Below are 25,801 nucleotides of genomic sequence, written 5' to 3' on the forward strand. Positions count from 1 at the left end.
CGAGAGGCCGGCCGTATCCTTCAATCCGTCAGCGCGACTTCGCCTGCTGACGCTTCACATGGGCGAGTATCGATTGCTCATTGAGCGCGCCACGATCGACGAGCACGCTGTCAAAGGCGCTCGCGGTCCTGGAAACCGTAGCAGATTCTTCGGAATAGGCCGCGGCAAATTTGGAAGACGGCGTCGGCACGCGCAGATAATTGCCGCCGGGGGCAGCCGGCTCACGCATGAAATTGCCTTCCGGACGCTCGGCCAGGATAGGGCCGATTTCCGGCAGGATCGCGAATTGTTCGAAAACCGGCGCCGGGCCATTGACCAGCGGCATGGCCTGAAGCGCCGCATTCTTCTTGGAACCGACGAGCGCCGTCTGGGTAGAGCCGCCGTAATTCGGGTTGGAGGTGGGCGCGGGAACGAAATTCGGCGAGGCCGAAGCCACCATCACGCCCGTTGCGATCTGCCCCTCCGGTGCTACACCCGGCGAACGTGATCCCTTCGGAATGTAAGATGCCATCAGATAGGGCATGTCGTGACCGTCAAGCGGTGCGCGGCCGGCATATTGCACCCGCACATTCGCCGTTCCAGTGGCCTTCATGTCCAGAAGATCGGCCGTCTTGCTGGAAACGTCGATCAGGCGGCCTTCATGGAACGGTCCGCGATCGTTGACGCGCACCAGAACCGAAGCGCCATTCTCCATGTTGGTGATGCGCGCGTAGCTCGGCAGGGGAAATGTCGGATGTGCGGCAGAAAGATGTTCTTTGTCGTAGACTTCGCCATTGGCGGTCAGGCGACCATGAAAGGCGGAACCGTACCAGGAAGCAAGACCGGTCTTGTTGTAACCCGGCTCTTCCTTCGGGAAATAACGGCGGCCCTTGACGGTATAGGCATTGCCGACCAGCTCGCGCCCGCCGCCCTTGGGAATGCTTTTGCCATCGGCCACACGCGGGCTGGCTTTGACGCCATATTCGGATTCGGAAAAATATTCCTTGCTGCGCTTGGGTTTAGGCTTGGTCTCGGACGTCGTGGAACACGATGCAGTCGCAGCGCAAAGCACGGAAATTGCGAGCCACTTCACGCCCGACCTGGCGTTGATGCCGAGTTTCTTGACCGAAGAATTCAAATCGTCTGCCCCACGCTGCTATTGGCTCGGAGAACCGCACCCTCACTTGCCTCGATAATTGCCCCTGCCATCGAAGCACCTAACAGTCGCTTAATCTTGTGCATAACGTGGCGAAAATGCGAACGACTTCTGCAAATTCGATAAAATTGTAACGAACGTGGTTAATGATTTCTATCTTTTAAGCCCGCCTGTCGGGCCCAATCTACCCACCTCGGCCTCCCTTCCCGACCGCATCCTCAAGGAACAAACGGACGACGACCGCGTTTTCTCCCCGCAAACAACGAGCTTCCGCCGGTTTCGGCTGAGGGAGGAAACATGATCAAGTTTATGAAAACCACAGGTCTGGCGATTGGCATCGCCCTCGTATCCTTCGCCGCACCAATCCCTGCAGGTGCACAGGACATGGAGCTCAGAATCGGCCCTGACGGCGTTCGCCCCGTCATCCGAGATCGTGACCGGGATATGGACCGCCGTGGCCCGCCCCGCATGCGCGGTTGCAGCGAACGCGAAGCCCGTGCCGCTGCCCGTGAGGCAGGCCTGCGCGATCCCGAGGTCGTACGCGTCACGCCGGGTCGTGTCGTCGTTGAAGGCTTCACGCGCCGGGGACCGGATCGCATCACCTTCGCGAATGAACGGGGTTGTCCGGAAATCTGATCAAATTAGCCGCTCGGAACCCGCCGAAAGGCGGGTTTCCCATTCACGCCGATCTCCAGCCATTCCAAAGCAAAGCAACGCGATCGAAGCATCCTTCGTCGCTGCGCTTTTAGAATCATTTTCGGACTGAATGGCAGATGGGGTGGGATTCGAACCCACGGTACGCTCTCACGCACGCCGGTTTTCAAGACCGGTTCCTTAAACCACTCGGACACCCATCCATCGGTGGTGAGGCTTTATAGCGGTTTGAAAAAGGCCGTCAATCCCGCCCGGGCGAGCGGCGCCGTCCTTCTCTTTATGGTTGGCAGATCATTGCCCCGGGGTCGTTGCCGGCGGCAGCAGGGATCCGTCGCCTGAAGGTATCGACGGCACCTGCTGGGCCGAATCGAATAGCGTCAGGCTCAAAACAATTGCGATCAGCACCAGCAAAAGCGCCACGAAGAAAATTCCGGATTTATCCATGCGTCTGCTCATGTCACGTTATGTTAAAGGCGAATATGTGCAATTCGAGGCAATGCAAAGAATAAAGGGGAAGTCTGTCAAGTTGTCTTACAGATTTACCGAGCTCATCTTTTAAAAATCTGCTGATTGAACAAAATTTATGCGCGGGCGTACTGTTTGGGTCGGAAGTGGCCTATCGCGTCAGCACTCTTGTCACTTATATCAAGCCATCGCTCCCGGGCATTGCCCAACTTTCCCCGAGCGATCAACCTGCCCCGCCTATTTGCGGGGCTTTTTTTTATTTGCGATCACAGAGGCTGAAGCACGCCCAAGGGGCCGGCTACGCGCCAGACGTCCTCGCTTCAGACGCCGATGCCCGGCCCGCCATTGCCATGCCGGCCGTCGCCGCGAAGAATATCCTCGAACAGGTTCAGCAGAGCGGGCAGCAAGGTGTCTGACAATTCCGCGATGATTTCATTGGCGCGATTATAGGAATAGATGGCGCAGAGCGTGAGCACCAGAAGCAGAATCCACGGCCAGATCGGTTTGCGCCTTTGCGGCGCTCCATCAGGTTGTTGCGGTAAAGTCATGCGGGCACCTCCCGTTCAGGCCTTCACGCGCGGCTCGCCTCCCGGCGCATAGGCGGTTTTCTGCAGGAAACGGAATATATTGCCGCACTGGGCGCAGCGGATCATGAAATCCGTCGGATCGCCCGAGACGCGCTCAGCGCGAAATCCCCTAGGCATTTCATCGATGCGAAAATCGACGTCCCGGCGGCTCTTGTCATCCGATTCCGACGCTTCGGCAAAACCCTGATGACCACATTTGGAACATTCGAGCTTCCGGGAATATCTGTCGCGCGCTGCCATATGCCGTCCTTTGCTTGGTGGTTATCAGGTAGCAGCGGCAAAACATCATTTCAATGCCGATCGCCTCAGGTTAAAGCTTTGCACGGCTATTTCCCGTCCCGGAAAATCATCCGGCGGCCAACCGAATATGGAAGTCCATGAAAGACCAGAAACCCCTGCTTTCATCGTCAGTCATGCTCCGGACCGCCCTCATCGCCGGAATTCTTCTCATCTTTCTCGGCGCGCTCAATGTCGGCATCAAATGGTACGGCGAGCGGATTCTCCAGGCGGGCCATACGACGGCCACCGAGGACGTGGAGATCGTCATCGGCAACGACCGGCTGAAGCTTGCGAAAAACACCCTGCGAGCGCCTTCCGAGCGCCTCAGCGGAGAACGCGAACGCGTCGATCTTTATCTAAGCTGGCCGGACCTCAGGGGCTATGAGGATGCGAATCGCTCTGTTTTCGATGATCCGACGCAGGCGGCGGGGCTGATTTTCATCCAGCTTTCGCAAAGCACCATGTCGGAGGATATGTCCGGTCGCTTCGCGCCGATCTATTCACGCCTGACAGAGGGAGAGCCGGTGCCGCTGAAGCACGGCCTCGTGCTGCACCGTCTGCGCGCCGATTCCGGCTACGGCAAGGAAGTCATATTGACGGGCGAGCGTGAGGGCGGCAACGCCTATGTGGTGCGCTGCCTCCTGCCGCAACCGCCGCAGGAGGCCACTGGCAGCGATTGCCAGAGGGATATTCACACCGGACAGGATCTCAGCCTGTTCTACCGTTTCTCCTCCGCCCTGCTGCCACAATGGCAAAAGCTGGATGCGGATGTGAAAAACTATATCGAGCGACGCCTCGTAAAAGACGGAAATCCGTGACACGGCACGGCACAGATTGTGTGCGAAAAGTCGCATTTTATGGAAGGCAGATACCTTTCATAAACCACTTGGTAACGCCATCCCGATAAAGTTTCGTCTCGGAGCATCGGGCGGGGCGTGTCCGAGCGGAACATAAATATGCGATTGAAGAGTTCAGCAGTGTTGAAAAGTCTATCTGGAGCACATTCGCGCAAAGCGGGTGCAACGTCTTTCGTGAGGTTTATTGCGTTAACCCTTGCTGCGGCGTTCATAACCGCAACATCCGTTCAGACCGCAAAGGCCGACCCGAAATATGCGGGTATCGTCATCGACGCCAAGACCGGCAAGGTCCTCTATGGTGAGGATCCTGACGGCCTGCGTTATCCAGCCTCGCTGACGAAGATGATGACGCTTTACCTGACGTTCGAAGCACTCAATACCGGACGCATCTCGCTTGATTCCAAGGTGCCGGTTTCCGCGAATGCCGCCAAGGAGCCACCATCCAAGCTCGGCGTGCGCGCCGGCGGCAGCATCACCGTGGAACAGGCTATCCTTGCGCTCGTCACCCGTTCTGCAAATGACATGGCAACCGCGCTTGGCGAATATATCGGCGGCTCGGAAGACCGCTTTGCCAGAATGATGACCGCCAAAGCCCGTGCACTCGGCATGACCCGCACGACCTATCGCAACGCCAACGGCCTGCCCAACACGGCGCAGATGACGACGGCACGCGACCAGGCCCGCCTCGGCGTGGCACTTCGCCAGCATTTTCCGCAATATTACGGCTATTTCTCCACCCGCACCTTCAACTTCGGCAAGCAGGTTATCGGCAACCATAACCGCCTCGTCGGAACCGTGAAGGGCGTGGATGGCATCAAGACGGGCTACACCCGCGCAGCCGGCAGCAACCTTGCCACGTCGGCGCAGATCGACGGTCGCTCGATCGTCGCTGTCGTTCTCGGCGGCCGTTCGAGTGCTGCCCGTGATGCGACAATGCGCAAGCTTGTTGCTACTTACCTGCCGCAGGCATCGCGCGGCGGCAACAGCAACCTGATCGCGCAGACGCGTTCTGCTCCGGTCGAAGAACCCGTTGCCGTGGCTGCAGCTGTGCCTTCCGTGGCCGTCGCAGCGACCGATTCCGGTCTTCCGCATGCAGGTCCCGTTCCGCAAACCCGTTACGAGGAAGCGCCGGTCACCGCCTTTGCGGGCTCCTCTTCCAATGCAGCCGTCAAGGCCATGGAAGCCGCCACCTGGCAGAAGGGCAAGGATCCGATTGCTCAGGCACCCGCTGCACCGGACCGCAAGTTGATCACCAACTCGACCAAGGTGGACAATATTACCACGGCGTCTGTCGCCTCCGCCCCTTCTGTTTCGGCCCGGTCCGAAGCTCCGCAAGGCGGCTGGGTAATCCAGATCGGCGCATCACCGGACGAAAATTCCGCCCGCGGCCTGTTGCAGAACGCGCAGGAAAAAGGCGGCGCGGCATTGCGCTCCGCAAAACCCTTCACGGTCGCCTTCAGCAAGGACGGCTCCCAGATCTACCGCGCCCGTTTCGGCGGCTTTGATGGCCAGAACGCTGCGGTGAATGCATGTAATGTACTGAAAAAGAAAGGCGTCAGCTGCTGGGCGTCACTCCAGTAACTGATGTTTCCGCAGGCGGTGCTTCATTGTCGAAACATCGCCTGTCTCCTCGAATTGTGTAATGAGTAGCGAGGCTTTCCAAGATGGCAGTCAACGAGAATTATTCGGACATTGCGTCTGGCAATGGGCATGGCAGCCTGTCGGTTCTGCATCCCATTCACGAGGCGGCAATGCGTATCGCCGATCTCGGTCTCAACCGTTCCAAGGCAAAAACGCGCGATCTCGTGGCGCTGCTTCTGTCGCATGGCGCCCGCGCCTGGCGCTCCAATCAGCCGGAAGCAAACATCCACCTTCATGTCGCGAGCCGTTCGGGTCGCGCTCCGGTCCATATCCGGATTCGCTGAAAATCAAACGTAGCTGATACGACAAAAGAAAAACCCCGCGGAGCCTGAGCACCGCGGGGTTTTTCTTGATTAGTACCCGAAGATGACGAGGCGGCTTACGCCTCGTTCTCCGGTGCCTCCGGCGTATCCGGCAGATCGTCGGCGGCATCTTCGCCATTACCGTTCTCTGCTTCGTCGTCGCCTTCCGGCTCGTTGATGCGCTCCACGGAAACCACCTTCTCATCCTTCGCGGTAGAGAAGATCGTCACACCCTTGGTGGCGCGGCTGGCGATGCGGATGCCGTTGACCGGCACGCGGATGAGCTGCCCGCCATCGGACACCAGCATGATCTGGTCGCCTTCGTCCACGGGGAAGGCCGCAACCAGTTCGCCGATCTCGTTGGTCTTCGAGGTGTCGGTGGCGCGGATGCCCTTGCCGCCGCGGCCCGAGGTGCGGAAGTCGTAAGAGGAGGAGCGCTTGCCGAAGCCCTTCACGGAAACCGTCAGCACGAATTCTTCACGTGCCTTCAGTTCCTGATAACGCTCTTCGCTAAGTTCACCCTCTTCCGTCACTTCCTCGCCAACGAGTGCGATATCGTCCTCATCGACGCCTGCGGCACGCCGCTCAGCAGCCGAGCGCTTCAGATAGGCCGCACGCTCCCACGGCTCCGCTTCCACATGCCCGACAATGGTCATGGAGATGATGCGGTCGCCTTCGGCCATGTTGATGCCGCGCACACCGACGGAGTTGCGGCCGGCAAAGACGCGCACATCGTCTACGGGGAAGCGGATGCACTGGCCGAGCGCGGTCGTCAGCAGCACGTCATCGCGGTCCGTACAGGTTTCGACGGAGAGGATTTCATCGCCCTCCTCGTCCAGCTTCATGGCGATCTTGCCATTGCGGTTGACCTGCACGAAATCGCCTAGCTTGTTGCGGCGAACCGTGCCGCGTGTCGTCGAGAACATCACGTCAAGCGTTTCCCAGGTGGTCTCATCCTCGGGCAACGGCATGATGGTGGTGATGCGCTCTCCGGGCTCCAGCGGCAACATGTTGATCAGGGCCTTGCCCTTGGACTGCGGCGTGCCGATCGGCAGACGCCAGACCTTTTCCTTGTAGACGATGCCACGCGAGGAGAAGAACAGTACCGGCGTATGGGTATTGGCAACGAAGAGGCGATTGACGAAATCCTCGTCGCGCGTCGCCATGCCAGAACGGCCCTTGCCGCCGCGACGCTGCGCCCGGTAGGTGGTCAGCGGCACACGCTTGATGTAGCCGAGATGCGAAACGGTGACGACCATGTCTTCGCGGGCGATGAGGTCCTCATCGTCCATGTCGGGGCCGCCCTCGACAATCTCGGAACGGCGCGGCGTGCCGAACTCGTTGCGGATCGCGATGAGCTCTTCCGTGACGATCTGCATGATGCGCAGGCGTGACGACAGGATCTCAAGATATTCGCTGATTTCCGCGCCGATCTTGTTCAGCTCGTCGCCGATTTCATCGCGACCAAGTGCGGTGAGGCGGGCAAGGCGCAATTCGAGAATGGCGCGCGCCTGCTCTTCGGAGAGATTGTAGGTACCGTCTTCATTGATGCGGTGACGCGGATCGTCGATCAGACGGATCAGGCTTTCCACTTCCTGCGCCGGCCAGCGCCGGGTCATCAACTCCTCGCGGGCCGAAGCCGGATCGGGAGCGTGACGGATGACGCGGATGACCTCATCGATATTGGCGACGGAAATCGCCAGACCGACCAACACATGCGCACGCTCGCGCGCCTTGCGCAGCAGGTACTTCGTGCGGCGGCTGACGACATCCTCGCGGAAGGAGACGAAAGCGCGCAGCATGTCGAGCAGCGTCATCTGTTCCGGCTTGCCACCGTTCAGCGCCACCATGTTGCAGCCGAAGGAGGTTTGCAGCGGCGTGTAGCGATAAAGCTGGTTCAGGATGACATCGGCATTGGCGTCGCGCTTCAGCTCGATGACGACGCGATAACCCTGGCGGTCGGATTCGTCGCGCAGGTCGGAAATACCCTCGATGCGCTTTTCCTTGACCAGTTCGGCCATCTTCTCGATCATCGACGACTTGTTCACCTGATAGGGAACTTCGGTGATGATGATCTGCTCGCGGTCGCCACGCATCGGCTCGATGGTCGCGCGGCCGCGCATGATGACCGAACCGCGGCCCGTCTCGTAAGCAGAGCGGATGCCGGAACGGCCCATGATCAGAGCACCGGTCGGGAAATCCGGGCCGGGAATGATCTGCATCAGTTCGGGCAGTTCGATCGCCGGATTTTCGATCAGCGCGATACAGCCGTCGATGACTTCGGACAGATTGTGCGGCGGAATATTGGTGGCCATGCCGACGGCGATGCCGCCTGCTCCGTTGACCAGGAGGTTCGGGAACTTGGCCGGAATGACGACCGGTTCCTGCAAGGTGCCGTCATAGTTGTCGCGGAAATCGACCGTTTCCTTGTCGAGATCGTCGAGCAGCGAATGGGCGGCCTTTTCCAGACGGCATTCGGTATAACGTTCAGCCGCCGGCGGATCCCCGTCGATGGAGCCGAAGTTACCCTGCCCGTCGATCAGCGGCAGGCGGAGCGACCAGTCCTGCGCCATACGCGCCAGCGCGTCATAAATCGCCGAATTGCCGTGCGGATGGAATTTACCCATCACGTCACCGGTAACGCGGGCGCATTTGACGTATTTCTTGTTCCAGTCGATGCCGAGTTCGGACATGCCGTAAAGAATACGGCGATGAACCGGCTTCAGGCCGTCTCGCACATCGGGAAGCGCGCGGGAAACGATAACGCTCATGGCGTAATCGAGATACGACCGCTGCATTTCCTCCATGATGGAAATCGGTTCAATGCCTGGCGGAAGTTTTCCGCCGCCGGGGGGGCTCTGGTCAGTCAAAACGGATCACATTCTCTGTTAAGAATCGGATGGATTTTTATAGCGGAAACAGCCACGTTAAGCCAATTTCCCGGCGAGTTTTGAACAGTCTTTTGCGTCATTTGCAAGACATACACCGCTTTTCGCCATTTAGGTCAGCAAAAGCGTCGCCACTCCCTTTTAAAGCGATTGCGACTTGCGTAGTCTCACGCGCAAAAAGGCAATAAGCGGGGAAAAAATGGCCAGCAGCGAAACGCTCATCAACGCGCTTACCACACTTCTGGTCACACTCGATCCGCCGGGTCTCGCCCCCGTCTTCCTGGCGCTCACCGCCGGCATGAACCGCGACCAGCGCAGCCAGGTGGCGCTGCGCGGTTCCATCATCGCCTTCGGCATTCTCGCCGTCTTCGCGCTCTTCGGCCTTGCGATCCTCAACCTGCTCGGCATTTCGCTCGGCGCCTTCCGCATCGCCGGCGGCCTTCTGCTGTTCTGGATCTCCTTCGAGATGATTTTCGAGAAGCGCCAGGAACGGAAGGAAAAGACCTCCGAAATCGCCATCACCAAGGACCACCTCCACAATCTGGCGGTCTTTCCGCTGGCGCTGCCCCTGATCGCCGGACCGGGCGCCATTTCCGCCACCGTGCTGCTTGCCGGCTCAATGAAGACCACCGTCGAGATGGTGGTGCTCATCCTGATCCTCGCTTTCGCCATGGCCCTTGTTTATGCCGCGCTCATCGTTTCGGAGCGGATGGACCGCTTTCTCGGCAATACCGGCCGCGCGATCCTTACCCGACTGCTCGGCGTTCTGCTTGCGGCGCTTTCCGTGCAATTCGTGGTCGATGGCATAAAATCAGCCTTCGCGTTCTGAGCCGCTTCGCGACACCAACGCAATAAATTCTCGCCAACAGCTGAAATGCCGGAAAATCCTCCCTTTAAATCCGCCCTCTGCTTCGGCTAAAAGACGCATGTTTTTTCGGATTCGAAAGTTATCTCCATGCGTTCCACGCTGCGCCGCCTCATCCCGGATGCCGCACCCGTCAGCAACAGGGAAAGGCTGCGCTCCGCAACCGGCGCCTTTGTCGGCATCCTGCTAACCGGCCTTTTGGGAAGTCTTGCTCTCCGTTTCGATCCCACCCTGCCAGCCATGATCGCGCCGATGGGCGCTTCGGCCGTGCTTTTGTTTGCCGTGCCCTCCAGCCCGCTGGCGCAGCCATGGTCGATCCTCTGCGGCAACCTCGTTTCGGCTTTCGTCGGTGTGACCGTGGCGCTGTTGGTTCCGGATTTGTTTCTTGCCAGCGCGCTCGCCATCAGCCTCGCCATCGCCGCCATGATGGCGCTGCGCTGCCTGCACCCGCCAAGCGGTGCTGTCGCACTGACTGCCGTCCTCGGCGGCCCTGCCGTGCACAGCCTCGGCTATGGTTTCCTGCTGTGGCCGGTCGCCGGAAACTCGCTGATCCTTCTTGCTTTGGCCCTCGCCTATAACAATGCCACCGGTCGCGCCTATCCACATGGCCTGAAGCTCGGCAAGGCCGCCCACGGTACCACGGATCCGACACCCATCCAGAAAATCGGTTTTTCCTCCACCGATCTCGACGAAGTGCTGAAGGAATATGACGAGTTCATCGATATCGACCGCGATGCGCTGGAAACCATCCTGCGCAGGACCGAGTTGCGTTCCTACCGGCGTCGCGCGCTGCATCTCGATTGCGAAAGCGTCATGTCACGCGACGTGGTCGGTGTTGCTCCTGACGACAGCCTGCGCCACGCCCATGCGCTGATGCACAGCCATCATTTCAAGGCGCTGCCCGTCACCAATGACAGGGCCGAAATCGTCGGCATCGTCACCCAGACGGACTTTCTGGAAAAGGCGAGCTGGAGAAACGGTCGTCCCTCCATCGGTTTCCTGCAGCGGCTGCGCCTCATCCTGTCCGGCGCAAGCGCACCCAATGATACGGTCAAGGACATCATGACATCACCGGTGAAAACCGTGCGACCGGAAACCTCCATCGAGGAAGCCATCATCCGCTTTGCGGAGGAAGGGTTGCATTATCTGCCGGTGATCGATGCCAGGGGCAAGATGGTGGGCATCGTGTCGCAATCCGATGTCATGGTCGCGATGCTGGCGGACAAAGTCGCGGCATAGCTTGCCGCGACGTGGAAGTATCCTCCTCTCAGGAGGAACCGGCAAAGCCTGAAGTCAGCGTCTCGCCTTCAGCAGGCGCTGCCACAGCGTGCCGCCGAAGAACCGACCGAGCACGACAAAATAGGCGATGATCAGCGCGAAGGCGATAAAGGCGGGCGCGCCGTTGAGGGCAAAACCTTCAGGCGTTCGCCCACCCGCGACCGTCGCGACCAGAAATCCGGCGGCGAAAAACGCCGTCCAGAAATCGAGGAAAAAAGCAAGAATGATGCGCCAGGTGGCGGGCTGTTTCGGCTGCACGGTTTCGTCAGTCAAGCTCACCTCCTGTCACGCGTTTCTGGATCCACCGTCCGATCAGAACGGGATGTCGTCGTCCATGTCATTGGAGAAGCCGCCGGAGGGCTGGCTGCCGCCACGGGCAGAGCCGCCGCGCGACGAGGGCTGCTGGTCGTAACCGCCGCCATAGCTGGAGCCGCCGCCGCTGCCATAATCGTTGCCGCCGCCGAAATCGCCACCGCCGCTGCGGGCAGCACCGCCGCCCTCGCCGCGACCGTCAAGCATGGTCAGCGTGGAGTTGAAGCCCTGCAGCACGATTTCGGTGGAGTAACGGTCGTTACCGGTCTGGTCCTGCCATTTGCGGGTCTGCAGCTGGCCTTCGATATAGAGCTTGGCGCCCTTCTTGACATATTGCTCGACGACCTTGCACAGGCCTTCGTTGAAAACCACGACGGTGTGCCATTCGGTCTTTTCCTTGCGCTCGCCGCTATTGCGGTCACGCCAGGTCTCCGAGGTGGCGATGCGCAGGTTGGCGATGGGGCGGCCATCCTGCGTCCGGCGGATTTCGGGATCAGCGCCCACGTTCCCGATCAGAATTACCTTGTTTACGCTACCAGCCATCTCGTCATCCTGTCCGCCGGCCATCATGACCGGCAATTGCATTTCAAAAAATTTGCCACACAATAGCTGCCGCCGCCCGCAAAGGGCACCGCAAGCATGGAACTATCCACAAAGAATAATCTTAAGCTGCGGGAGCGGACATTCGCGCTTGCATTCCGTTCCTTTTTTGTTCTATTAAATCGCAGATTTCGAGTCAAGCTTTCCGAAAAGCTGCGACCGAGAGGGAATAGACCTCGACACACCCGGCTGCGTCACTACATAAGGACGCGCTGCCATCAAGCCTGTTATTTTGTCCGAGCCTTGTCATGAGTGAACTGAAGACGATTTCCATCCGTGGCGCCCGCGAGCATAACCTCAAGGGCATCGATCTGGATTTGCCGCGCAACAAGCTGATCGTCATGACCGGCCTTTCCGGCTCGGGCAAGTCTTCGCTTGCCTTCGATACGATCTATGCCGAAGGCCAGCGCCGTTATGTCGAAAGCCTCTCGGCCTATGCGCGCCAGTTCCTGGAGATGATGCAGAAGCCGGATGTCGACCAGATCGACGGCCTGTCGCCAGCAATCTCCATCGAGCAAAAGACCACCTCGCGCAACCCGCGCTCCACGGTCGGCACGGTCACCGAGATCTACGATTATATGCGCCTTCTCTTCGCGCGTGTCGGTGTCCCCTATTCGCCAGCCACCGGCCTGCCGATCGAAAGCCAGACTGTCAGCCAGATGGTCGATCGCATTCTCGCTTTCGAGGAAGGTACGCGTCTTTATATTCTTGCGCCGATAGTCCGCGGCCGCAAAGGCGAATATAAGAAGGAACTCGCCGATCTAATGAAGAAGGGCTTCCAGCGCGTCAAGGTGGATGGCCAGTTCTACGAAATCGCCGACGTTCCTGCTCTCGACAAGAAATACAAGCACGACATCGACGTGGTGGTCGATCGCGCCGTCGTGCGCCCGGACATGGCAGCACGCCTTGCCGACAGTCTCGAGACCTGCCTCAAGCTCGCCGACGGGCTGGCGATTGCGGAATTTGCTGACAAGCCTTTGCCACCGGAAGAAACCGCCGCTGGCGGCTCCGCCAACAAGTCGCTCAACGAGACCCATGAGCGGGTGCTGTTTTCGGAAAAATTCGCCTGCCCCGTTTCCGGCTTCACCATTCCGGAAATCGAGCCCCGGCTGTTCTCCTTCAACAACCCCTTCGGCGCCTGCCCGAGCTGCGATGGCCTTGGCTCGCAGCAGAAGGTGGATGAAAACCTGATCGTTCCGGAACCGGCACGAACGCTGCGGGACGGCGCGATAGCTCCCTGGGCCAAATCATCCTCGCCCTATTACAACCAGACGCTGGAAGCACTCGGCAAGGCCTTCGGTTTCAAACTCTCGAGCAAATGGTCGGACCTTTCGAAGGACGCACAGAGCGCCATCCTGCAGGGCACCGAGGAAAAGATCGAATTCAACTACCAGGACGGCGCCCGCTCCTACAAGACAGTGAAGAATTTCGAAGGCATCGTGCCCAATCTGGAGCGTCGCTGGAAAGAGACCGACAGCGCCTGGGCGCGTGAGGAAATCGAACGCTACATGTCGGCGGCCCCCTGCCCGGCCTGCGCCGGTTATCGCCTGAAGCCGGAAGCGCTCGCTGTCAAGATCAACAAGCTGCATATTGGTGAAGTCACCCAAATGTCGATCCGCACGGCGCGCGACTGGTTTGAAGTGCTGCCGGAAAGCCTCAACGCCAAGCAGAACGAAATCGCGGTCCGAATCCTCAAGGAAATCCGCGAACGCCTGCGCTTCCTCAATGATGTCGGGCTGGATTATCTCAGCCTGTCGCGCAATTCCGGCACGCTTTCCGGCGGTGAAAGCCAGCGTATCCGTCTGGCCTCGCAGATCGGCTCGGGCCTGACAGGCGTTCTCTATGTTCTCGACGAGCCCTCGATCGGCCTGCATCAGCGCGACAATGCCCGCCTGCTCGATACACTGAAACATCTGCGCGATATCGGCAATACGGTCATCGTGGTCGAACATGACGAAGACGCCATTCTGACGGCGGATTACGTGGTCGATATCGGCCCGGCCGCCGGCATTCATGGCGGTCAGGTGATAGCCGAAGGCTCACCGCAGGAGGTGATGGCCAATCCGAAATCGCTGACCGGCAAATATCTTTCGGGCGAACTCGGTGTCGCCGTGCCGGCTGAGCGCCGCAAGCCCAAGAAGGGCCGCGAGATCAAGGTGTTTGGCGCACGCGGCAACAATCTTAAGAATGTCACGGCAGCTGTACCGCTCGGCGTCTTCACTGCCGTAACCGGCGTATCAGGCGGCGGCAAATCCACCTTCCTGATCGAGACGCTCTACAAGTCGGCGGCGCGCCGGGTGATGGGCGCGCGCGAAATCCCGGCGGAACATGACCGCATCGATGGCTTCGAATTCATCGACAAGGTCATTGATATCGACCAGTCGCCGATTGGCCGCACGCCGCGCTCCAATCCGGCCACCTATACCGGCGCCTTTACGCCAATCCGCGACTGGTTTGCCGGCCTGCCGGAAGCCAAGGCACGCGGTTATGCGCCGGGCCGTTTCTCCTTCAACGTCAAGGGCGGCCGCTGCGAGGCCTGCCAGGGTGACGGCGTCATCAAGATCGAGATGCACTTCCTGCCTGACGTTTACGTCACCTGCGATGTCTGCCACGGCAAGCGTTATAATCGCGAGACGCTTGACGTCACCTTCAAGGGCAAATCCATCGCCGACGTGCTGGATATGACGGTGGAGGAAGGCGTGGAATTCTTCGCCGCCGTGCCGGCGGTGCGCGACAAGCTGCAATCGCTCTTCGATGTCGGCCTCGGTTACATCAAGGTCGGCCAGCAGGCGAACACGCTCTCCGGCGGCGAAGCGCAGCGCGTCAAGCTCGCCAAGGAACTGTCCAAGCGCTCCACCGGTCGCACGCTCTACATTCTCGACGAGCCGACGACCGGCCTGCATTTCCACGATGTCAACAAGCTGCTCGAAATGCTGCATGCGCTTGTGGAACAGGGTAATTCCGTCGTGGTGATCGAGCACAATCTCGAAGTCATCAAGACGGCGGACTGGATCATCGATATCGGGCCTGAGGGCGGCACGGGCGGCGGCGAAGTGGTGGCGACCGGTACGCCGGAAGACATCGTGAAAGTCGAGCGTTCCTATACCGGTCACTTCCTGAAGGAGCTTCTGGAGCGCCGGCCAGCCGGAAAACGGGAGGCTGCGGAGTAATCCGCAGCTTTTGTCGCAAAGGTTCGAAAGGCCGAAGGCCGGAGGAGGAACAGCATATGTCGACATCAGGCACGATCCGCACCGGTATCGGCGGCTGGACCTTCGAGCCCTGGGAAGGCACTTTTTACCCCGAAAAATTGCCGAAGAAGCGCCAATTGGAGCACGCCAGCCGGCAACTCACGGCCATTGAGGTGAACGGCACCTATTACAGCAGCCAGAAACCGGAGACCTTCGTCAAATGGGCTTCCGAAGTGCCCGAGGATTTCGTCTTCTCGCTAAAGGCAAGCCGCTTTGTCACCAACCGCAGGGTTCTGGCCGAGGCCGGTGAATCGATGACGAAGTTCCTGACGCAGGGGCTGACGGAACTCGGGTCCCACCTCGGCCCGATCCTCTGGCAATTCGCGCCGACAAAAAAATTCGACGCGGAGGATTTCGGCGCATTTCTGGCGCTCCTGCCCGAGAAGCAGGACGGTATCCGTCTTCGCCATGTCGTCGAGGTTCGCAACCCGACATTTCAGGTTCCGGAATTCATCGATCTTCTCGCCAAGCACAAAGTCGCCGTCGTCTGCGCCGACCATCATGACTATCCGATGCTGCCTGACGTGACGGCCGATTTCGTCTATTGCCGCCTGCAGAAGGGCGAGGACGACATCAAGACCTGTTATCCGAAAAAAGAAATCGACCACTGGGCCGAGCGGGTAAAGACCTATGCAAAGGGCGACGTGTCGGACGATCTGCCGCTGATCGCACCGGGGCGAAAAGTCGAAAAGACCCGGCGCGACGTCTTCGCTTTCTTCATCACCGGCGGCAAGGTCAATGCGCCCAATGGTGCGCAGGAACTGCAAAAGGCGGTCTGAGCGCTTTCAGCCCGCCATTTCCTTCGTCGAGCTGAAATCGATGGTCGCGAAAGCGGCCTCGATCACCTCCGGGCCAGCCCCCGGCCGGGTGGCATCGCTGGAGAGGATTTGCCGGAAACGGCGCGCGCCGGGCATGCCCTGAAACAGTCCGACCATATGGCGAGTGACGTGGTTGAGACGTCCACCCGCGGCGATATAGTCGGCGGCATAGGCCATCATGGCGTCACGCAGCGCCATCCAGTCCGGCTGCCGGGCCTCTTCGCCATAGATGCGATGGTCGACATCGGCAAGGACGGAAGTGTTGTGATAGGCCGCCCGGCCGAGCATCACACCATCCATATGTTGGAGGTGCCCGCTCGCCTGATCGAGATCGGCGATACCGCCATTGATGCCGACAAAGACGTCAGGGTTTTCCCGCTTCATGCGATAGACGAGATCATAATCGAGCGGCGGCACTTCGCGGTTTTCCTTCGGCGAAAGCCCTTGCAGCCAGGCTTTTCGCGCATGAACCCAGACGGCGTCCGCGCCTGCCGCAACAACCCGCTTCAGAAAATCCGGCAAAACCGCTTCCGGCTGCTGATCATCCACGCCGATCCGGCATTTCACCGTAACCGGCACGCGGGCGACAGCCTTCATTGCCGAGACACATTGCGCCACCACATCAGGCTCGCGCATCAGGCATGCACCAAAGGTACCAGATTGCACCCGATCCGAGGGACAGCCGACATTGAGATTGATCTCATCATAGGCGTAGTCCCCGGCGATCCGCACCGCCTCGGCAAGCTTGGCCGGATCAGACCCACCAAGCTGCAGCGCGACGGGATGTTCCTGAGGGTGATAGCCGAGCAGCCTGTCACGCTGACCATGGATAATGGCGTCGGCGACGATCATTTCGGTATAAAGCAGCGCACGCTTCGACAATTGCCGGTGCAAAAATCTGCACCTCGTGTCGGTCCAGTCGATCATGGGGGCAACGGCGAAGATTTTTTCGCCGCTTGCAAGCGCTTGTCTGTACATGGATTAACCTCTTTGCGCCGGCTTCTACAGCAAAGGACCGTAAAAAGCCAGTTTTGCAGGCAGGGTCATTTTGAACTGGAAATCGCCCCGGAATCGCGGGACAAGAATTGCACCCAGAAAAGACGACAGGAAATCCACATGGCCGCCACCGTCATTCCCGCCCCGAAACCCGTTCTTCTGCCCGTTGAAGGCACGGGCGACCTGTTCCCCGTACGGCGGGTCTATTGTGTCGGCCGCAATTATGCCGATCACGCCATAGAGATGGGCCACGATCCTTCGCGCGAGCCGCCCTTTTATTTCCAGAAAAACCCGGACAATCTGCTGCCATCAGGACGGGATTTCCCCTATCCGCCGCTGTCATCCAACGTACATTACGAAGTCGAATGCGTCGTGGTGCTGAAAAGCGGCGGTTCCGATATTCCGGCGGCCGAGGCGCTGAACCATGTCTGGGGTTACGCCGTCGGCATAGACATGACCCGTCGGGACCTTCAGGACGGTCTTAAGAAGATGGGGCGCTCCTGGGAAGGCGCGAAGGCTTTCGAATATTCCGCGCCGATTTCGGCCATCGTCCCCGCAGACAAGATCGGCCATCCCGCTACCGGTGCGATCTGGCTCGACGTCAATGGCGAACGCAAGCAGACTGGCGACCTCGCCCAGATGATCTGGAAAGTGCCGGAAGTGATTGCCGAGCTTTCCAAGCTGTTCACGCTTGCCGCCGGTGACGTCATCATGACCGGCACGCCGGCCGGCGTCGGCCCCATCGTGCGCGGCGACCGGATCGAATGCGGCGTCGAGGGTGTCGGCACGCTTGCCGTGACGGTTGCCTGAAAGCATCGCCAAAACAAAGGGAGGACACCACCATGCCGCTTTACCGCCTTGCCGACCGGGTGCCGCGAACCCCTGCCCCGGATAGCTACTGGGTAGCACCCGACGCCAACGTCATCGGCTCGGTCACGCTCGGCGAGGATGTCGGCATCTGGTTCGGCGCGACGCTGCGCGGCGATAACGAGCCGATCAGCGTCGGGCATGGCACCAATATTCAGGAGGGTGCGATGGTGCATAGCGATCCCGGCTTTGCCGCTGTCATTGGCGAAATGTGCACCATCGGCCACCACGCCATCGTGCATGGCTGCACCATCGGCGATAATTCGCTCATCGGCATGGGGGCGACGATCCTGAATGGCGCTAAGATCGGCCGCAACTGCCTCGTTGGCGCCAATGCGCTGGTGACGGAGGGCAAGGAATTCCCAGACAATTCCCTGATTGTCGGCTCGCCGGCGCGCGCCATCCGGACGCTTGATGATGAAGCCGTCGCAGGGCTCCGCCGCTCGGCGGAAAAATACATCGAAAACTGGAAGCGGTTTTCGAAAGATCTGGCGATCATCGAGGGATAGGAAACGGCGGGCATCCACGCCCGCCCCGCCTCGAGACTAAGCCGAGCAGGCGGCGCAGAGACCGCGAATTTCAATGGTTGTCTTTTCCGCCTTGAACTTGCTGTCCTTTACCCAGCGCTCAAGGCGGTGGTCGATCTCATGATCGTGAAACTCCGTCACCTGCCCGCAGGATTCGCAGATGGCGAAAGCGACAGTCCCATGGTGGTGCGAGCAGCACTCCGCCTGCGTATGGGTGCAGGCAACAAAGGCGTTAAGGCTCTCAAGCCGGTGCACGAGACCAAATTCCACCAGCTTTTCCAGCGCCCGATAAACCTGCAGCGGCGCGCGAAAACCATCGTCCCGCAGCTTGTCGAGGATCATATAGGCGCTGAGCGGCTGATGCGCATTTGAGAGGGCATTCATGACCAGCGACTGGTTTTTGGTGAGGTTCTGCTGGGTCTGCACATTCATGACTTGCCTCCTTCATCCGCGGCGCGGGAAAAACCCGGCGCCGGCAACAGGCTTATAACGAAGAGGATCACCGCGGCAACCACGATGGAAGGGCCGGACGGCGTATCGTAGGTGAGCGAGCCGAACAGGCCGCCGACAACGGCAATCGCGCCGATCAGCGAAGCCACCACCGCCATCACCTCCGGCGTAGCGGAAAAACGTCTGGCGGTCGCCGCCGGTATGATGAGCAGCGAGGTAATGAGCATGATGCCGACCACCTTCATGGCGATGGCGATCACCAGCGCCATCAAGAGCGTAAAGATCAGCTTCGCGCGCTCCGGGTTCAACCCCTCGGCCTCGGCCAATTCTGTATTGACGGTGGAGGCGAGCAGCGACCGCCACAGGAAGGCCATGGAAACGATGACCACCAGCCCACCGCCCCAGATCAGGGCGATATCGCTGCGGGTAACAGCGAGAATATCGCCGAACAGGAACGAGACGAGGTCGATACGCACCCAGCTCATGAAAGCGACGATGACAAGACCGATCGCCAGCGCCGAATGGGACAATATGCCAAGCAGTGCATCGGAGGAGAGAGCCTGCCGGCGTTGCAAGAAGAGCAGCAGGATCGACACGGCCGACGCCACCAGAAAGACGCTGACGATGAGGTTGAGCTGCAACAGCAGCGACAGCGCGACGCCGAGCAGCGCCGAATGGGCCATCGTATCACCGAAATAGGCCATGCGCCGCCAGACGACGAAACAGCCGAGAGGACCGGCAGTGAGCGCGACACCGATACCGGCGACCATGGCGCGAACGAAGAAATCGTCAAACATGGCGCTCTCCCTGCCGCTGGCTGGAGGAAGTATGGCCCTCATGCTCATGCTCATGCTCATGCTGGTGGCCGCAGCCGCATTCGCCATGGTCGTCATGATGGTGGCCATGGTCATGCATATGGTGGTGGCCGTCCTCGGGGTGGCAATGATCGGTCACCGAACCATCCGCATGCTGCACCCGGCCATCGGGCAAATGGGTATGATCGTGATGGTGGCTATAGACGGCAAGCGCCTTGGCTGCCGAGCCGCCGAACAGCCGCATATATTCCGGGCTCTGGCTCACCGCCTGTGGCGTGCCCCGGCAGCAGACATGGCCGTTCAGGCATATGACGGTGTCGGTTTCCGCCATCACCACATGCAGGTCATGCGAGATTAACAGAATTCCGCAATTATTTGAATTTCTGATATTTTTTATCAGATCATAGAGAGCAATCTCACCGGAGAAATCGACACCCTGCACGGGCTCGTCAAGAACCAGCAGATCGGGCTTACGGGCGATGGCGCGGGCCAGGAGCGCGCGCTGGAACTCGCCGCCGGAAAGGTGCTGGACCTCGGCGTTGGCGAGATGCGCAATGCCAGTCGCATTCAGCGCCGCGTCGATTTCACGGGCTGGCAGCGGCCCGGTCAGCGTCATCAGCCGGCGCACCGAAAGCGGCATGGTCCAATCAACGGAGAGCTTCTGCGGTACATAACCGACCCTCAGACCGGCAATGCGCGAGACCTCGCCCTCGGTCGGCTTCAGCACACCGATCGCCATTTTTGCGCTCGTTGATTTGCCGGAACCGTTCGGCCCGATCAGCGTGACGATCTCGCCTTTGCTGACGGAAAACTCCACGCCGCGCACCAGCCAGCGGCCATTGCGCTGCACGCCGGCATTGGCAAGGGAAACCAGTATCTCGTTGCCCCGATGGGCGGAATGAAGCATGGGATTGTCCGTTCGGCGATGTTGCTTACCGCTATTGCATACGTTATAGAGTAACGCAATAAATGTAATAACATAACTATACTTCTTCAAGTGGAGTGCATTTCATGAAATCGTTCCTGATCCCGCTCATGGCATCGGTGGCTATCGCAGCCGCCGCTTCCGGCGCCACCGCCGCGCCCGATGTCGTGGTCTCGATCAAGCCCATCCATTCCCTCGTCGCCGCAATCATGCGGGGCGTCGGTGAACCGCAGCTCATCGTCGACGGCGCGGCCTCACCGCACACCTATAATCTCAGACCGTCCAATGCGCGCAAGCTGGAAAAGGCCGATGTGGTCTTCTGGGTTGGGCCGGGCCTTGAAGCATTTCTGGAAAAGCCGCTGGAAGCGCTTGCCAGCAAGGCAACCGTGGTGGAACTGGAAGACGCCAAGGGGCTGGAGAAGCTGCCCTTCCGCGAAGGCGGCCCCTTTGAAGCACACGACCATGGCGACGAAGGCCATGATGCGCATGACGGTCACGCCGAAGAGGAAGGCGCACACGATCATGGACACGACCATGCGGAGGGTCACGGGGACCACGACCATGGCGCATACGACACCCATCTCTGGCTCGATCCCGCCAACGCCAAGGCCATGGCGCAGACGATCGAAACCGCGCTGATCGCCGCCGATGCCGGCAATGCCGCGACCTACCAGGCCAATACCAAAAAACTGATCGACGATCTCGATGCGCTTGATGCCGAACTCAAGGAAACGGTCAAGCCGGTGAAGGACAAGCCCTTCATCGTCTTCCACGATGCCTATCAGTATTTCGAGCACCGTTACGGTGTGAAGACGGCGGGATCGATCACCGTCAGCCCCGAAACCCTGCCAGGTGCTGACCGTGTCAAACAGATGCAGGAAAAGGTTCGCCAGCTCGGCGCAACCTGCGTCTTCGCTGAACCGCAATTCGAGCCGAAGCTGATTTCGGTCATCACCGAGGGTACTGCAGCAAAATCGGCGACGCTCGACCCGGAAGCAGCGACGCTGGAGCCCGGTCCCGATCTCTACTTCAAGCTGATGCGCGGCATTGCGGGCTCTCTGAAGGATTGCCTGTCCTGATGCGTATTGTCGTGCGCTGACGCCCCGGCTGTCATTCCGGGCTTTTAGCCGAAAGCCAGTCAGCGCGCGATAAAAAGATAATTTATACCAAAATATTACGCCTACAAATTAAAGTAAAACTTTAAAAAAGTCGCGAACGCAACGGGGTCAAAACTTGCAGCACCTATTGCGAAGCGAGCCATCTACGGCTTCGGCGTCATCGAAGACCAGACCGGGCTGCTGATGCTCTGCAAGGTTTCCGGCGGCGCGCCGTTGATGCGCGCCAGAAGGGCCTTTGCAAGCTCCCTGCCCGCCAGTTTGATATCCTCATTGACGGTGTGGATCTGCGGCTTGATCCAGTTCAGGAACTCCGCGGACTGTTTCGAGACGATATCGATATCCTCGCCGATTCTCACACCCGCAGCTTCGAAACCCGCCACCAGCGCGATGGTGCTGCTGCCGCTGATCGAAACGATACCGTCGGGGCGGTCATCCGACTGCATCAGCCGCTGACCGAAATCGCGGATTTTCTCAAGCGGCGTTTCGATGGTGATGGTGTCCAGCGGAAATTCGGTGAGACCAAAATCCCTAATCCCCCTGATGAACCCCTTGCGGGCGTGATCGTGGAACGAAAACCGCGATGGCGGCACGATGACGGCGATCCTTTTGCGTCCGCATTGCGCCAGCCGCTCAACCGCCTCATAGGCATAGGCCTCATTGTCGAAATCATGAAAGGCGTGTTCGATACCCATGTCCGAACGCCCATGGGTGACGAAGGGCATGTTACGCTCAGTCATGAAACGGACGCGTGGATCGTTAGGCTCGATCTTCGAAATAATGACCCCATCCGCCGAACCGGTATCGAGAATATAGCGGATCGGCACCATCGAATCCTTGGCATGGATGTGGGGCGTCACGACCAGATGATATTGTGTCGTGGAAAGAACCTCGGTGATACCGAACACCATCTGGCTGGTGAAACCCATCAGCTCTTCATCAACGCTCAGCACAAGGGCAATCACATTGGTCTTGCCGGTGCGAAGGCGCACGCCCGCGCGGTTTGGCTGGTAGCCGATCTGCCGGGCAATCAGCCGCACGCGCTCCTTGGTTTCAGCACCGATGTCAGGCGCATCCTTCAGCGCGCGCGAGACGGTGGTGATGCCGAGACCCGTCATATAGGCGATTGTCTTCAAGGTCGGGCGCTCGCCCGTCGTTGCAGGGGTTTCGCCCCCGCCGGTTTTGCCAGTATCGTTCATGTCATTTCGCCACGCTTTACCGAACGATAATCATAGATAGCTTTTTCTCTGTTGCAAAGGCAAAGGTCCGCGGTCAACGGCCGGTCTTGTCCGACTATCCGCCAATTCAGCTAAAACGATATAGGTCCGGAAAATATTTCCCGATACTTCCCCCTTCTTCCGGCACAGAATTTCCAGAAATCCACGGATACACATCTTAACTGACGAGATTAATATCTTGATGCAAATCACTGATATAAAAATACAAAGTTTATAATTTTTCTTAGGATATGACCTCGCCATCCCGACGCATAGGCACCCGGCCTTTTTCATGTCGCTCGTAGCCACTCAAAGGAATGACGGAACGATTGTTTTACGGTAACGTTGCCGGAGGGAGGAAATCGCAAAGCCGGATAAGCGTGTCGCAGCCGCTTTGCGGGCATCCATTCCCCCAGATTCTGACACAAGCCTGCACCATAATGCCGGCCAGTCTTCTTCGAATTCATACTATGCAGGGTCCGATTATGATTTCTTCTTCCTCGCCCGAAACTGTCATTGATCTGGCTGGGCCCTGGCGCCTGACCTCGGTGGAAGGAGACCATACCACCCAGCTTTCCGTACCGGGCGATATTCACAGCGCGCTCAAAAATGCGGGCATCATTCCCGATCCCTATTACGGCGCCAATGAAAAGGTGGTGCAATGGGTGGCTGAGCGCGACTGGCTCATCGAGCGCACATTCATTCTCGATGAGGCGGATTCCAGCTGGTATCTCGATATCGACTACCTCGATACCGTCGCCATCGTCTTCGTCAACGACGTCCCGGTCTTAACCGCCGACAATTGCTTCCGCCGCTACCGCCCGGATATCTCACGCGCGGTGCGGCCGGGTGAAAACACCATCCGCATCCATTTCCATTCCAACATCGCGGCCGGCGCAGAACGGCAGGCGCGGCAGCCTTTTTACATTCCCTATCACCCCGGCAATTCGCCCATTGCCAACGGCAACATGCTGCGCAAGCCGCAATGCCATTTCGGTTGGGACTGGAACATCGCAATTGCGCCGCTCGGCCTTTACGGCAAAATCCTGCTGAAGCGCCTCGATACGGCCCGCATTGAACATGTCGTCACCTCACAGCACCATGTCGAAGGCGGCGTCGAGCTGCATGTGGCTGTCACGCTGTTTGCCGAGGGACCGGCGAGCCTGCCGGTCTACCTGTCCCTCAACGATGAAAGGCTGAGACTCGATTGCGGCGTCGGTGCCGGCGAGACGGTGGTGCGCCACGTCTTCTTTGTGGAGAATCCGGAGCTCTGGTGGCCGGCCGGTAGTGGCGAACAGACGCTCTACAAGCTGACGGTGGAACTGCCTGATGAGACCGTCACCCGCCAGATCGGCTTCAGGACGATCGAGCTTCTGACGGACAAGGACGAGGCCGGCAGCCGCTTCGCCTTCCGCATCAACGGCCGGGAAATCTTCTGCCGCGGCGCCAACTGGATCCCCGCAGATGCACTTTATTCGCTCGCCAGCCGGGAAAAGACCGAAGATCTCCTCTGCTCTGCGGTGGAGGCCAATATGAACATGATCCGCGTCTGGGGCGGCGGTTTTTATGAGGAGGACTGGTTCTACGATCTCTGCGACCGGCTCGGCCTGCTGGTCTGGCAGGACTTCATGTTTGCCTGCAATCTCTATCCCTGCAGCGAGGACTTTCTCGACAATGTCGAACATGAGGTCGACTACCAGGTGAAACGCCTCTCCTCGCATCCGTCCATCGCGCTCTGGTGCGGCGACAACGAGCTGGTGGGTGCGCTGACCTGGTTCGATGAATCCCGCAACAATCGCGACCGTTATCTCGTGGCTTACGACCGCCTGAACCGCACGATCGAAAGAGCCCTGAAAAAAGCCGCTCCCGAAGCGCTCTGGTGGCCCTCCAGCCCGGCCTCCGGTTATCTCGATTATGGTGACGCCTGGCATGCGGATGGTTCCGGTGACATGCACTACTGGTCCGTCTGGCACGAAAACAAGTCGTTCGACAATTACCGCTCGGTGAAGCCGCGTTTCTGCTCCGAATTCGGTTTCCAGTCCTACACATCCATGCCCGTCATCCGCACCTATGCGGAAGAAAAGGACATGAACATCGCCTCCCCGGTCATTGAGCTGCACCAGAAGAATGTCGGCGGCAATGAGCGGATCGCCGGCACCATGTTCCGCTATTTCCGTTTCCCGAAGGATTTCGAGAATTTCGTTTATCTGAGTCAGGTTCAGCAGGCGCTCGCCATCCGCACGGCTGTGGACTACTGGCGTTCGCTGAAGCCCCATTGCATGGGCACGCTTTATTGGCAGCTCAACGACACCTGGCCGGTCGCCTCATGGTCCAGCCTCGATTATGGCGGCGGCTGGAAAGCGCTGCATTATGCCGCCCGCCGCTTCTTCCAGGCGGTGACCGTCTCGGCCATTCCCTCCGAGGACGGGCGTCGGGTGAGCTTCTCCATGGTCAACGACACGGTGGAAGACGTCGAAATCGACATGAACATCGTTGCGCTGACCATGGACGGCAACCGCGTGCCGCTGAAATCCGCCAACGGCACCTGCGCAACGGACAGGGCCGCAACGCTGACCGAGATAGACATGGATAGCCTGCCCGACGGCGCCATCCTCGCCTGGAGCTTCATCGCTTCCAACGGTATGACCGGCGAAGGCCACCATGTGCGCGACACCTACAAGGCGCTGGAGCTTCAGCCTGCAGGGCTCGAATTTTCCGTCGGCCCGTTGAAAAACGGCCAGTACGAAATCGATGTCACCGCTGCAGGTCTCGCGCTCTTCGTCATGCTGGAGGCAGATCAACCCGGCCGTTATTCCGATAATCTCTTCGATCTGGCCGCCGGCGAAACGCGCCGTATCATCTTCACGCCGAAGGCGGGCGGCCCCCAGCCGCATTTCCGCATCTTCGATCTTCATACCTGCCAATCCTCGCATTGAAACCATGCGGAGAAAGGCATAACC

At 59.3% G+C, this 25,801-nt stretch carries 24 protein-coding genes and 1 tRNA gene; 12 read left to right on the forward strand and 13 right to left on the reverse strand.

The genetic code is table 11. The features are described 5' to 3' along the window. Nucleotides 1-28: 28 nt before the first annotated feature. A complete protein-coding gene (locus tag DA915_RS07650; protein ID WP_099085419.1) occupies nt 29-1,117 on the reverse strand; it encodes a septal ring lytic transglycosylase RlpA family protein in 1,089 nt (362 codons plus the stop codon). Between the two features lie 315 nt (nt 1,118-1,432). Here DA915_RS07650 and DA915_RS07655 point away from each other — a divergent pair, with 315 nt between their 5' ends. Beyond that, nucleotides 1,433-1,771 carry a hypothetical protein gene (locus DA915_RS07655; RefSeq protein ID WP_003502734.1) on the forward strand — a complete coding sequence of 113 codons (339 nt, stop codon included), beginning with the start codon at nt 1,433-1,435 and terminating at the stop codon, nt 1,769-1,771. A 131-nt stretch (nt 1,772-1,902) separates the two neighbouring features. Here the strand turns inward: DA915_RS07655 and DA915_RS07660 are convergent. The 4 genes from DA915_RS07660 to DA915_RS07675 all read right to left on the reverse strand — a co-directional run bounded on the left by DA915_RS07660 (nt 1,903) and on the right by DA915_RS07675 (nt 3,081). Further along, a tRNA-Ser gene (locus tag DA915_RS07660) sits at nt 1,903-1,992 on the reverse strand. 88 nt (nt 1,993-2,080) lie between these two features. Beyond that, nucleotides 2,081-2,233: a hypothetical protein gene (locus DA915_RS07665; RefSeq protein ID WP_003502736.1), complete on the reverse strand. Its 153-nt coding sequence runs from the start codon at nt 2,231-2,233 to the stop codon at nt 2,081-2,083. Between the two features lie 341 nt (nt 2,234-2,574). After that, the gene (locus DA915_RS07670) at nt 2,575-2,802 is read right to left on the reverse strand and encodes a hypothetical protein (protein ID WP_107675548.1); all 228 of its coding nucleotides are present in this window, start codon (nt 2,800-2,802) and stop codon (nt 2,575-2,577) included. 15 nt (nt 2,803-2,817) lie between these two features. Beyond that, nucleotides 2,818-3,081, reverse strand: a complete 264-nt coding sequence (locus tag DA915_RS07675; RefSeq protein ID WP_003502742.1) for a hypothetical protein — start codon at nt 3,079-3,081, stop codon at nt 2,818-2,820. A 137-nt stretch (nt 3,082-3,218) separates the two neighbouring features. Here DA915_RS07675 and DA915_RS07680 point away from each other — a divergent pair, with 137 nt between their 5' ends. The 3 genes from DA915_RS07680 to DA915_RS07690 all read left to right on the forward strand — a co-directional run bounded on the left by DA915_RS07680 (nt 3,219) and on the right by DA915_RS07690 (nt 5,902). After that, nucleotides 3,219-3,938 carry a hypothetical protein gene (locus DA915_RS07680; RefSeq protein WP_020810777.1) on the forward strand — a complete coding sequence of 240 codons (720 nt, stop codon included), beginning with the start codon at nt 3,219-3,221 and terminating at the stop codon, nt 3,936-3,938. A gap of 138 nt (nt 3,939-4,076) precedes the next feature. Further along, entirely contained in the window at nt 4,077-5,558 is a 1,482-nt protein-coding gene (locus DA915_RS07685; protein ID WP_080570138.1) for a D-alanyl-D-alanine carboxypeptidase family protein, read from the forward strand. An 83-nt stretch (nt 5,559-5,641) separates the two neighbouring features. Then, complete coding sequence (locus DA915_RS07690) at nt 5,642-5,902, forward strand: hypothetical protein (protein ID WP_003502750.1); 261 nt, start codon at nt 5,642-5,644, stop codon at nt 5,900-5,902. Nucleotides 5,903-5,997: 95 nt separating this feature from the next. Here the strand turns inward: DA915_RS07690 and gyrA are convergent, their stop codons facing one another. After that, on the reverse strand, nt 5,998-8,790 hold the full coding sequence (gyrA, locus tag DA915_RS07695) for a DNA gyrase subunit A (protein WP_060724999.1): 2,793 nt from the start codon (nt 8,788-8,790) through the stop codon (nt 5,998-6,000). Nucleotides 8,791-9,007: 217 nt separating this feature from the next. On the opposite strand from gyrA, the gene DA915_RS07700 reads away from it, so the two are divergent. Both DA915_RS07700 and DA915_RS07705 read left to right on the forward strand, forming a co-directional pair. Continuing rightward, entirely contained in the window at nt 9,008-9,637 is a 630-nt protein-coding gene (locus DA915_RS07700; RefSeq protein ID WP_003502754.1) for a MarC family protein, read from the forward strand. 126 nt (nt 9,638-9,763) lie between these two features. After that, nucleotides 9,764-10,912, forward strand: coding sequence for an HPP family protein (locus tag DA915_RS07705; RefSeq protein WP_003502756.1), 1,149 nt, complete (start codon nt 9,764-9,766; stop codon nt 10,910-10,912). Between the two features lie 54 nt (nt 10,913-10,966). Here the strand turns inward: DA915_RS07705 and DA915_RS07710 are convergent, their stop codons facing one another. Next, on the reverse strand, nt 10,967-11,230 hold the full coding sequence (locus tag DA915_RS07710) for a hypothetical protein (RefSeq protein ID WP_223564850.1): 264 nt from the start codon (nt 11,228-11,230) through the stop codon (nt 10,967-10,969). Nucleotides 11,231-11,263: 33 nt separating this feature from the next. Then, nucleotides 11,264-11,848 carry a single-stranded DNA-binding protein gene (locus DA915_RS07715; protein WP_161974070.1) on the reverse strand — a complete coding sequence of 195 codons (585 nt, stop codon included), beginning with the start codon at nt 11,846-11,848 and terminating at the stop codon, nt 11,264-11,266. 263 nt (nt 11,849-12,111) lie between these two features. Between DA915_RS07715 and uvrA the strand changes: the two genes are divergently transcribed. Both uvrA and DA915_RS07725 read left to right on the forward strand, forming a co-directional pair. Next, the gene (uvrA, locus tag DA915_RS07720; RefSeq protein ID WP_107675549.1) at nt 12,112-15,033 is read left to right on the forward strand and encodes an excinuclease ABC subunit UvrA; all 2,922 of its coding nucleotides are present in this window, start codon (nt 12,112-12,114) and stop codon (nt 15,031-15,033) included. A gap of 56 nt (nt 15,034-15,089) precedes the next feature. Then, nucleotides 15,090-15,890: a DUF72 domain-containing protein gene (locus tag DA915_RS07725; protein WP_107675550.1), complete on the forward strand. Its 801-nt coding sequence runs from the start codon at nt 15,090-15,092 to the stop codon at nt 15,888-15,890. Between the two features lie 6 nt (nt 15,891-15,896). On the opposite strand, the gene dusA is transcribed toward DA915_RS07725, so the two are convergent. Next, on the reverse strand, nt 15,897-16,907 hold the full coding sequence (dusA, locus tag DA915_RS07730) for a tRNA dihydrouridine(20/20a) synthase DusA (protein ID WP_107675551.1): 1,011 nt from the start codon (nt 16,905-16,907) through the stop codon (nt 15,897-15,899). A 138-nt stretch (nt 16,908-17,045) separates the two neighbouring features. Between dusA and DA915_RS07735 the strand changes: the two genes are divergently transcribed. Together DA915_RS07735 and DA915_RS07740 are read left to right on the forward strand one after the other, a co-directional pair. Continuing rightward, nucleotides 17,046-17,735 (forward strand): fumarylacetoacetate hydrolase family protein, encoded by a 690-nt coding sequence (locus DA915_RS07735; RefSeq protein WP_107675552.1) that lies wholly within the window; start codon nt 17,046-17,048, stop codon nt 17,733-17,735. 32 nt (nt 17,736-17,767) lie between these two features. Beyond that, nucleotides 17,768-18,301 carry a gamma carbonic anhydrase family protein gene (locus DA915_RS07740; RefSeq protein ID WP_107675553.1) on the forward strand — a complete coding sequence of 178 codons (534 nt, stop codon included), beginning with the start codon at nt 17,768-17,770 and terminating at the stop codon, nt 18,299-18,301. A gap of 36 nt (nt 18,302-18,337) precedes the next feature. Here the strand turns inward: DA915_RS07740 and zur are convergent, their stop codons facing one another. Genes zur through znuC form a run of 3 tightly spaced genes read right to left on the reverse strand, consistent with a single transcriptional unit; the run spans nt 18,338 to nt 20,491 of the window. Continuing rightward, a complete protein-coding gene (gene zur / locus DA915_RS07745; RefSeq protein WP_003502775.1) occupies nt 18,338-18,751 on the reverse strand; it encodes a zinc uptake transcriptional repressor Zur in 414 nt (137 codons plus the stop codon). Continuing rightward, a complete protein-coding gene (gene znuB, locus DA915_RS07750; protein ID WP_107675554.1) occupies nt 18,748-19,566 on the reverse strand; it encodes a zinc ABC transporter permease subunit ZnuB in 819 nt (272 codons plus the stop codon). Before znuB ends, zur begins: the two co-directional genes overlap by 4 nt. Beyond that, nucleotides 19,559-20,491 (reverse strand): zinc ABC transporter ATP-binding protein ZnuC, encoded by a 933-nt coding sequence (znuC, locus tag DA915_RS07755; RefSeq protein WP_107675555.1) that lies wholly within the window; start codon nt 20,489-20,491, stop codon nt 19,559-19,561. The genes znuB and znuC overlap by 8 nt, the downstream gene beginning before the upstream one ends. Before the next feature lie 104 nt (nt 20,492-20,595). Between znuC and znuA the strand changes: the two genes are divergently transcribed. Then, nucleotides 20,596-21,588 carry a zinc ABC transporter substrate-binding protein ZnuA gene (gene znuA / locus DA915_RS07760; protein ID WP_003502781.1) on the forward strand — a complete coding sequence of 331 codons (993 nt, stop codon included), beginning with the start codon at nt 20,596-20,598 and terminating at the stop codon, nt 21,586-21,588. Nucleotides 21,589-21,770: 182 nt separating this feature from the next. On the opposite strand, the gene DA915_RS07765 is transcribed toward znuA, so the two are convergent. Beyond that, nucleotides 21,771-22,823 (reverse strand): LacI family transcriptional regulator, encoded by a 1,053-nt coding sequence (locus DA915_RS07765; protein WP_107675556.1) that lies wholly within the window; start codon nt 22,821-22,823, stop codon nt 21,771-21,773. A 488-nt stretch (nt 22,824-23,311) separates the two neighbouring features. Here DA915_RS07765 and DA915_RS07770 point away from each other — a divergent pair, with 488 nt between their 5' ends. Further along, nucleotides 23,312-25,777, forward strand: coding sequence for a glycoside hydrolase family 2 protein (locus DA915_RS07770; protein ID WP_107675557.1), 2,466 nt, complete (start codon nt 23,312-23,314; stop codon nt 25,775-25,777). The last annotated feature ends 24 nt before the right edge of the window (nt 25,778-25,801 follow it).

It is taken from the genome of Agrobacterium sp. LAD9 (genome assembly GCF_003031125.1).
GTDB lineage: Bacteria > Pseudomonadota > Alphaproteobacteria > Rhizobiales > Rhizobiaceae > Agrobacterium > Agrobacterium radiobacter.

Bases quoted from the DNA above. Each gene is read 5' to 3' on its own strand.
- DA915_RS07655 (WP_003502734.1), top strand. From the start codon at position 1,433: ATGATCAAGTTTATGAAAACCACAGGTCTGGCGATTGGCATCGCCCTC.
- DA915_RS07665 (WP_003502736.1), bottom strand. From the start codon at position 2,233: ATGGATAAATCCGGAATTTTCTTCGTGGCGCTTTTGCTGGTGCTGATC.
- DA915_RS07670 (WP_107675548.1), bottom strand. From the start codon at position 2,802: ATGACTTTACCGCAACAACCTGATGGAGCGCCGCAAAGGCGCAAACCG.
- DA915_RS07675 (WP_003502742.1), bottom strand. From the start codon at position 3,081: ATGGCAGCGCGCGACAGATATTCCCGGAAGCTCGAATGTTCCAAATGT.
- DA915_RS07680 (WP_020810777.1), top strand. From the start codon at position 3,219: ATGAAAGACCAGAAACCCCTGCTTTCATCGTCAGTCATGCTCCGGACC.
- DA915_RS07685 (WP_080570138.1), top strand. From the start codon at position 4,077: ATGCGATTGAAGAGTTCAGCAGTGTTGAAAAGTCTATCTGGAGCACAT.
- DA915_RS07690 (WP_003502750.1), top strand. From the start codon at position 5,642: ATGGCAGTCAACGAGAATTATTCGGACATTGCGTCTGGCAATGGGCAT.
- DA915_RS07700 (WP_003502754.1), top strand. From the start codon at position 9,008: ATGGCCAGCAGCGAAACGCTCATCAACGCGCTTACCACACTTCTGGTC.
- DA915_RS07705 (WP_003502756.1), top strand. From the start codon at position 9,764: ATGCGTTCCACGCTGCGCCGCCTCATCCCGGATGCCGCACCCGTCAGC.
- DA915_RS07715 (WP_161974070.1), bottom strand. From the start codon at position 11,848: ATGCAATTGCCGGTCATGATGGCCGGCGGACAGGATGACGAGATGGCT.
- uvrA (WP_107675549.1), top strand. From the start codon at position 12,112: ATGAGTGAACTGAAGACGATTTCCATCCGTGGCGCCCGCGAGCATAAC.
- DA915_RS07725 (WP_107675550.1), top strand. From the start codon at position 15,090: ATGTCGACATCAGGCACGATCCGCACCGGTATCGGCGGCTGGACCTTC.
- dusA (WP_107675551.1), bottom strand. From the start codon at position 16,907: ATGTACAGACAAGCGCTTGCAAGCGGCGAAAAAATCTTCGCCGTTGCC.
- DA915_RS07735 (WP_107675552.1), top strand. From the start codon at position 17,046: ATGGCCGCCACCGTCATTCCCGCCCCGAAACCCGTTCTTCTGCCCGTT.
- DA915_RS07740 (WP_107675553.1), top strand. From the start codon at position 17,768: ATGCCGCTTTACCGCCTTGCCGACCGGGTGCCGCGAACCCCTGCCCCG.
- zur (WP_003502775.1), bottom strand. From the start codon at position 18,751: ATGAATGTGCAGACCCAGCAGAACCTCACCAAAAACCAGTCGCTGGTC.
- znuB (WP_107675554.1), bottom strand. From the start codon at position 19,566: ATGTTTGACGATTTCTTCGTTCGCGCCATGGTCGCCGGTATCGGTGTC.
- znuC (WP_107675555.1), bottom strand. From the start codon at position 20,491: ATGCTTCATTCCGCCCATCGGGGCAACGAGATACTGGTTTCCCTTGCC.
- znuA (WP_003502781.1), top strand. From the start codon at position 20,596: ATGAAATCGTTCCTGATCCCGCTCATGGCATCGGTGGCTATCGCAGCC.
- DA915_RS07765 (WP_107675556.1), bottom strand. From the start codon at position 22,823: ATGAACGATACTGGCAAAACCGGCGGGGGCGAAACCCCTGCAACGACG.
- DA915_RS07770 (WP_107675557.1), top strand. From the start codon at position 23,312: ATGCAGGGTCCGATTATGATTTCTTCTTCCTCGCCCGAAACTGTCATT.